Source organism: Streptomyces lateritius, from assembly GCF_014649715.1.
GTDB lineage: Bacteria > Actinomycetota > Actinomycetes > Streptomycetales > Streptomycetaceae > Streptomyces > Streptomyces lateritius.
Window position 1 is genome coordinate 544,913 of the sequence record NZ_BMTO01000003.1, and the last position, 6,665, is coordinate 551,577.

The following is a 6,665-nucleotide window of genomic DNA, read 5'->3' on the forward strand; positions in this document are numbered from 1 at the left end:
GATCGCCCGTCATGAGGACTCGTCGCCGTAACGCCGTTCGAACTTCGCGATGCGGCCCTCGGAGTCCACCGTGCGTGCCTTGCCCGTGTAGAACGGGTGGCTCTCCGAGGAGATCTCGACGTCGACGACGGGGTACGTCCGGCCGTCGTCCCACTCGATGGTCTGCTCGCTGCTCGCCGTGGACCGGGTCAGGAAGGCGAACCCGGCGGAGCGGTCGCGGAAGACCACGGGACCGTACTCCGGCTGCTTGTCCTGCTGCACGTCTCCTCCTCGGGCTGCCTGCTGCTGGGCCCAGCCTCCCCGCCCACGGTCGGACCGACCAGCGACAACGGTCCGACCGGGTGACGTCCTTGGCGTTCCCTTCCGCTCACGCCCGCGATAGCGTGGAGCCAAGATCGCACGCGGGTGCGACGACGCGGGGGAGTCGCTCATGATCTCAGTACTGGTGCTGCTCGGCCTGCTGACCGCGGCCGTCGTGCTGCTCGTGGTGAAGCTGACGCGGCGGGGCAGCGGCTCCACCGAGAACGCCGACGGCCTGCTCATCGAGCAGGCGCGACGTGAGCAGGCGGGCGCCGACCGCACCTCGTTCTCGTCGCTCGCGATGCACAACGTCCCGCCGACCATGAGCGACAGCTACCACCGCCGACGCTAGGCCGTGTCCGTGAAGTCCCGCCTGGCCCGCGACGCCTGGCACGCCCGCCGCGTTGTCGGGATCACCCGAGTACGCCCAGTACGAGGGTGACCCTCCGCCTTGCGATCGCACGCACCGGACACCGCTCACTGATCCGGCCGGACCCGCAAGACGCCCCTTGGCCGTCCCGGCCCCCGGCCGGGGTCAGGAGGAGTGGGACCAGCGGGCGGCCAGGAGAAGGGCGATGTCGTCCGGGCGGTCGGCGGCCTGGCGGGCGTCGCGGATCAGTCGGTCCGCCGTCTCCGCGAGCGCGACCGAACCCGAGACGGAGAAGGCGCGCCGCAGCCGCTCGATCCCCTCGTCGATGTCCGTGCCCGGATGCTCCACCAGACCGTCCGTGTAGAGCGCGAGCACCGCTCCCGGCTCCAGAACCAGCTCGGAGACCGGGAAGGTGGCGTCGTCGTCGATGCCGAGGACGAGACCTCCCGGAAGATCCAGCACCCGAGCCGTTCCGTCCGGCCGCCGCAGCAGGGGCTGCGGATGCCCCGCCCGTACGGCCTGGACGGCACCGGTCTCCGGGTCGAGGACGATGTAGCAGCAGCTGGCGAACTGCCCCGGATCGAGGTCGATCAGCAGCCGGTTGGTACCCCTGACCACCTCTTCGGGAGGGAGGCCGCCCAGGGAGAACGCGCGTACCGCGCTGCGCAGCTGTCCCATGGTGGCCGCGGCGGCGACGCCGTGGCCCTGGACGTCACCCACGACCAGGGCGAGCAGCCCCTTACCCGTCTCGATCACGTCGTACCAGTCCCCGCCCACGTCCATGCCCTGGGTGCCCGGCAGATAGCGCGCCACCGTGTCGACCTGGTCGCGGACCGGCAGCCGGTGGGGGAGCAGGGCGTCCTGCAGCCCACGGGCGAGCGCCGCCTCGCTGTCGTAGCGCCGGGCCCGTTCCAGCGCCTGGGCGATGAGCCCGGCGAGTGCCGTCAGTACGGTGCGCTCCTCCGGGCTGAAGCCGCGCGGCCGGTCGAAGCCGAGGATGCAGGAGCCGACGGGACGGCCCGACGCGATCAACGGCAGGAACGCGCGGGCGCCCGTGTTCGCGTCCAGGGGGAGGCCCGGATAGGCGCGGCTCAGCTGCTCCATCGACTCGTAGAACATCGGGCGGCCGGTGGTGAGCGTCTCCACGCCGGGCAGGTGGGCGTCGAGGCCCACGCCGTCGAAGGGCTCCAGGAAGCCGGGCGGGAACCCGGTCTCCCAGGCCAGGTACAGATGGCGCTCGCTCAGCAGGTAGATCGCCAGCTGGCGGCCGCCGAACGCGGGCAGCAGTTCGTCGGTGACCACTGCCGACACCTGGCGGGCCGTGACGGCCTCGGTCAGCGCGATCGCGAGCGCCACCGGCCGGTAGAGCGCCGTCGCCCGGTCCGCGGGGGAGCCCAGGCCGGCGTCCGGCCGGGTCACGGACCCGGGACGGTAGGCGGGGTCCGACTCCGGCACGAGGACCAGAGTCACGCCGTCGTGGCCGGGATAGAGCGAGACCGTGAGCCACTCGTGCTCGGAGGCGTGGGCCAGGAAGTGGACCGGTTCGTCGGCCAGCAGCGCGGCCCGCAGGTGCTCGTCGTGGGCGGGGTGGTCGAACCAGGGCAGGGCCTCCCACACCGTCCGCCCGGCGAGCGAGCCGCGTGGGCGGCCGAGAAGGGCCTCGGTGAGGTGGTTGACGTAGGTGATCCGGCCCAGCCGGTCGATCGCCAGGATGGCCCGGGGCAGCCGGTCGGTGGCATCCGAGCCGACGAGACCGGTGCCGAGGTCGACCAGGGAGCCGGTGAGCACACCCGGGCGGCCGCTCGGGCTGGCGCGGGCGGAGACCTCCAGCAGGTGCAGTCCGCCGTCGGGCCCCTTCAGCCGGAGCCTGCGGGCCACCTGGGTGCCCGACTCGGCGGCCCGCCGGGCCATCGTCCACAGCGCGTAGGTGTCCTCGGGCGCCAGGCGTTCCGTGAGCGCGTCGATGGTGCCGGGGAAGGAGGCGTCGTCGCCGAGGATGGCCCGCAGCCCGGCGTCGGCGGTGACCGCGCCGGTGTCCAGGTCCCAGTCGAAGTAGCCGATCCGCACGGGCGGTGTGCCGGCCGAGGGCAGCTGGACGCACACCGGTTCGCCGGGCCATTCGACGGTCGTGCCCTTTGCGGCCAGATCGGCGAGGGCCGCCGCGAGCCGCCGGGCCTCCCGGGCCATCCTGCCGCGGTCCCGGGCGTTGACGGGGACGCCGGGGGTGGGCGTCCGCAGGACGACGAGGACCCCGAACCGCTCCCGGCCGCTGACGATCGGCGCGTAAAGGGAGGCAAAGGGGAACGGGAGACTCGCCACGAGCTGCGGAAACTGGCGCATGGCCTCCTCGGCGTCGGCCAGGTGCACCGGCTGGCCGGAGCGGTGCACCTCCGCGATGGGGAAGGGCCGGTTCACGTGCATCCGCCACCAGGGCCGGAAGAGGGGGCCCGGCAGCCCGGCGAGGACCGACATGCGGAGCAGGCCCGGAGTCCCGGACCGCAGATAGACCGCGCCCGCGTACCCGCCGACCGCCTCGATCGTGCGCAGCGCGGCCTCGGCCATCACCAGCGGCAGCGCATCGAAAGGCCCCCCGTCGGCGTCCGTTCTCCAGGGCGTGTTCCCGGTTTCGGCCGACGGGCCCGGGCCGGCCACGCCGTGCGACGTCACACAGCCAGGATGCTCCCCGACCGAGGGCCTCCGCATCTCGCGCGCTCGACGGGCACGGCGCGCACGGTCACGGAACGTCGCCGCCGTCACGCGAGGCGTGCGGGGTGTGCCGGGTGTGCGGGGCGCGTGCGCGGATGCCGGGTGCGCCGACACGCGCCGACACGCGCCGACACGCGCCGAGGTGCCTCCGCGGGGAGGTTGACCCGAGTGCGGTGGCTCGCGAGACTCGATCGTCGGCGCGAGCGTGCACGGTGATCAGGGGGCGTGATGACGGGCCAGGTTCTTCCGTACGACGTACAGGGCAGCGGATCCCGGCGGGCGCTGGTGCTGCACAACTGGTTCGGCGACCGCACGAGTTTCGATCCGCTCCGCGCGCACCTCGACGGGGACGCCGGTACGTACGCGTTCCTCGACTGCCGTGGATACGGCGAGGCGATCGGCACCGAGGGTGCGTTCACCATGGAGGAGGTCGCCGCGGACGCCTTGGCCGTCGCCGACCACCTGGGCTGGGACGCGTTCTCGGTGATCGGCCACTCCATGGGGGCCAAGGCAGCCCAGCTGATGCTCCTCGACGCGCCCGCGCGGGTCCGGTCGCTGATCGGCATCTCGCCGGTGTCCGCGGCGGGCTTCCCCCTCGACGGCGCGAGCTGGGAGCTGTTCGCCGGTGCCGCGGAGGATCCCGGCAACCGACGGGTCATCATCGACACCACCACGGGCGGCCGGTACGACGACGCCTGGTTGGGCCAGGTCGTCGAACGCTCGCTGGAACGCTCCTCGGCCGCGGCCTTCCGCGCCTATCTGGACTCCTGGTCCCGCACCGACTTCCACCACCGGGTCAAGGACAACCCGACCCCCGTCCTGCTCGTGGTCGGCGCCCACGACCCGGCGCTGGGCGCCGCGGCGATGGAGGCCACCTGGCTCCGGTGGTACCCGAACGCCCGTCTCGAGGTGCTTCCGGAGGCGGGCCACCACGCACCGGAGGAGAGCCCGGGGGCGCTCGCCGAGGCGATCGAGGCCTTCCTCGCCGGCTGAGGGGGCCGCAGGGGCGACCGGCGCGGGTCCGGGAAGGGCTGCCCGGCGACGCGGCACGAGGCGGCCGGGAGTAGGGTCCGGTCCTGACAGCCGGCAGGGAAGAGGAGCACCGCGGTGAGCACCGACAACCGTCCGGAGCCGCCCCGCGTGGGGACGGAGCGCGAGACCCTGCGGGGCTTCCTGGACCATCACCGCGCCACGCTCGCGATGAAGTGCGAGGGCCTCACCGACGAGCAGCTGCGGGAGCGGTCGATGCCGCCCTCCACGCTGTCGCTGCTCGGGCTGGTGCGGCACATGGCCGAGGTGGAACGCGCCTGGTTCCGGCGGGCGTTCGAGGACGCCGAGGCGCCCATGGTCTGGTCCGACACGATCGACTTCCAGGCGGCCTACGACGCGAGCCGGTCGACGCGGGCCGAGGCCTTCGCGGTGTGGGAGGCGGAGGTCGAGAACTCCCGCCGGATCGAGCGGGAGGCCGCGTCGCTGGACCTCGTCGGGCACCAGCCGCGCTGGGGCGAGGACGTCTCGCTGCGGATGGTGATGGTGCACGTCCTGCTCGAGTACGGGCGCCACAACGGGCACGCGGACTTCCTGCGCGAGGGCGTCGACGGCACCGTGGGCGCCTGAGGGCCGGAGTGCTCGGCGGAACTGGTGTGTACCAAGCAGGTATGTACCAGAACTCTTGACGCCCCATTAGTTCACTTCTTAAATCATGGGTGCAACAAAGTACGCCTCGCCGAGTTGAATGTCATGAGCATGACTTTCAGCTGTTCACCCCCACACCGACGGAAGAGAGAGTCATGCACGCCTCCCGCTCACCACGGCGCCTGCTGTCCTCCGCCGTGGCCACCCTCGCCCTCGCGGCGCTGGGCCTCGGTCTCGCGGGCCCCGCGCCCGACGCGTCCGGCGCCGACCACGCCGCGTTCCGCCCCGCCGCGCAGACGGCCGCGGTCACCTTCTCCGACGACTTCGACGGGCCGGCGGGCTCCGCCGTCGACGGCGCCAAATGGCAGATCGAGACCGGCGACAACGTCAACAACCACGAACGGCAGTACTACACGGCCGGCAACCGCAACGCCGCTCTCGACGGCCAGGGTCACCTGGTCATCACCGCCCGCAAGGAGAACCCCGGCAACTACCAGTGCTGGTACGGGCGGTGCGAGTACACCTCCGCCCGGCTGAACACCGCCGGCAGGTTCACGACGACGTACGGCCGGGTCGAGGCCAGGATGAAGGTGCCGCGCGGCCAGGGCATGTGGCCCGCTTTCTGGATGCTCGGCAACGACATCGGGCAGGTGGGCTGGCCGAACTCGGGCGAGATCGACGTCATGGAGAACGTCGGCTTCGAGCCCTCCACCGTCCACGGCACCCTCCACGGCCCCGGATACTCCGGCTCCGGCGGCATCGGCGCCGGCTACACGCTCCCGGGCGGGCAGGCCTTCGCCGACGCGTTCCACACCTTCGCCGTCGACTGGTCGCCGGGCAGGATCACCTGGTCGGTCGACGGGACCGTCTACCAGACCCGTACGCCCGCCGATCTCGGCGGCCGCACCTGGGTGTTCGACAAGCCGTTCTTCCTGATCCTCAACCTCGCGGTCGGCGGCTACTGGCCCGGCGACCCAGACGGCTCCACGGTCTTCCCGCGGCAACTCGTCGTCGACCACGTCCGCGTCACCACCGCCGACACCCCCACCACCGGCGGCCCGATCACCGGCATCGGCGGCAAGTGCGTCGACGTGGCAGGCGCCGGCACCGCGAACGGCACGGCGGTGCAGCTGTACGACTGCAACGGGACGGCCGCCCAGCGGTGGACGGTCGGAGCGGACGGCACGATCCGGGCGCTCGGCAAGTGCCTCGACGTCGCCTCCGGTGGCACGGCGGACGGCACCGTCGTCCAACTCTGGGAGTGCAACGGCTCCGCCGCCCAGCGGTGGGCCGTCCCCGCGGCCCGCGACATCGTCAACCCCCAGGCGAACAAGTGCCTCGACGCCGCAGGCGGCAGCTCCGCCAACGGCACCCGGCTGCAGATCTGGACCTGCACGGGCGGCGCCCACCAGAAATGGACCGTGACACGATGACCGACCCCCGCATGACCACCACGGTCAGCGGGGGCCTCACCGGGGCCCTCGTCACCGCATTCGTCCCGACGCTGCCCGCCCTGCTTCCCGCATCCGCCGCGCAGGCCGCCCCGGTGCTGCTCTCGCAGGGCGGGCCGGCCACCGCCTCCAGCCGGGAGAACGCCGGCACGGCGGCCGCCGGCGCCGTCGACGGCGGCCTCGGCACGCGCTGGTCCAGCACC

The 6,665-nt window shown here is 72.8% G+C and carries 7 protein-coding genes; 5 read left to right on the plus strand and 2 right to left on the minus strand.

Annotated elements, in window-relative coordinates; all coding sequences use genetic code 11:
- Positions 1–9: 9 nt before the first annotated feature.
- Positions 10–261 (minus strand): type B 50S ribosomal protein L31, encoded by a 252-nt coding sequence (locus tag IE136_RS08840; protein WP_158992998.1) that lies wholly within the window; start codon positions 259–261, stop codon positions 10–12.
- Positions 262–430: 169 nt separating this feature from the next.
- Between IE136_RS08840 and IE136_RS08845 the strand changes: the two genes are divergently transcribed.
- On the plus strand, positions 431–652 hold the full coding sequence (locus tag IE136_RS08845; RefSeq protein ID WP_158992999.1) for a hypothetical protein: 222 nt from the start codon (positions 431–433) through the stop codon (positions 650–652).
- Between the two features lie 183 nt (positions 653–835).
- Here IE136_RS08845 and IE136_RS08850 read toward each other — a convergent pair whose 3' ends face one another.
- Positions 836–3,337, minus strand: a complete 2,502-nt coding sequence (locus IE136_RS08850; protein ID WP_373309029.1) for a SpoIIE family protein phosphatase — start codon at positions 3,335–3,337, stop codon at positions 836–838.
- A 267-nt stretch (positions 3,338–3,604) separates the two neighbouring features.
- Here IE136_RS08850 and IE136_RS08855 point away from each other — a divergent pair, with 267 nt between their 5' ends.
- The 4 genes from IE136_RS08855 to IE136_RS08870 all read left to right on the plus strand — a co-directional run.
- A complete protein-coding gene (locus tag IE136_RS08855; protein WP_189599999.1) occupies positions 3,605–4,369 on the plus strand; it encodes an alpha/beta fold hydrolase in 765 nt (254 codons plus the stop codon).
- A 114-nt stretch (positions 4,370–4,483) separates the two neighbouring features.
- Positions 4,484–4,993 (plus strand): DinB family protein, encoded by a 510-nt coding sequence (locus tag IE136_RS08860; protein ID WP_158993005.1) that lies wholly within the window; start codon positions 4,484–4,486, stop codon positions 4,991–4,993.
- Positions 4,994–5,166: 173 nt separating this feature from the next.
- The gene (locus IE136_RS08865) at positions 5,167–6,444 is read left to right on the plus strand and encodes a glycoside hydrolase family 16 protein (protein WP_158993007.1); all 1,278 of its coding nucleotides are present in this window, start codon (positions 5,167–5,169) and stop codon (positions 6,442–6,444) included.
- A partial coding sequence (locus IE136_RS08870; protein WP_189600000.1) for a discoidin/SUN/FTP domain-containing protein occupies positions 6,441–6,665 on the plus strand: 225 nt, incomplete at its 3' end. The genes IE136_RS08865 and IE136_RS08870, both read left to right, overlap by 4 nt.

Excerpts from the sequence above, each read along its gene's own strand:
- IE136_RS08845 (WP_158992999.1), top strand. The coding sequence starts at position 431 with ATGATCTCAGTACTGGTGCTGCTCGGCCTGCTGACCGCGGCCGTCGTG.
- IE136_RS08855 (WP_189599999.1), top strand. The coding sequence starts at position 3,605 with ATGACGGGCCAGGTTCTTCCGTACGACGTACAGGGCAGCGGATCCCGG.
- IE136_RS08865 (WP_158993007.1), top strand. The coding sequence starts at position 5,167 with ATGCACGCCTCCCGCTCACCACGGCGCCTGCTGTCCTCCGCCGTGGCC.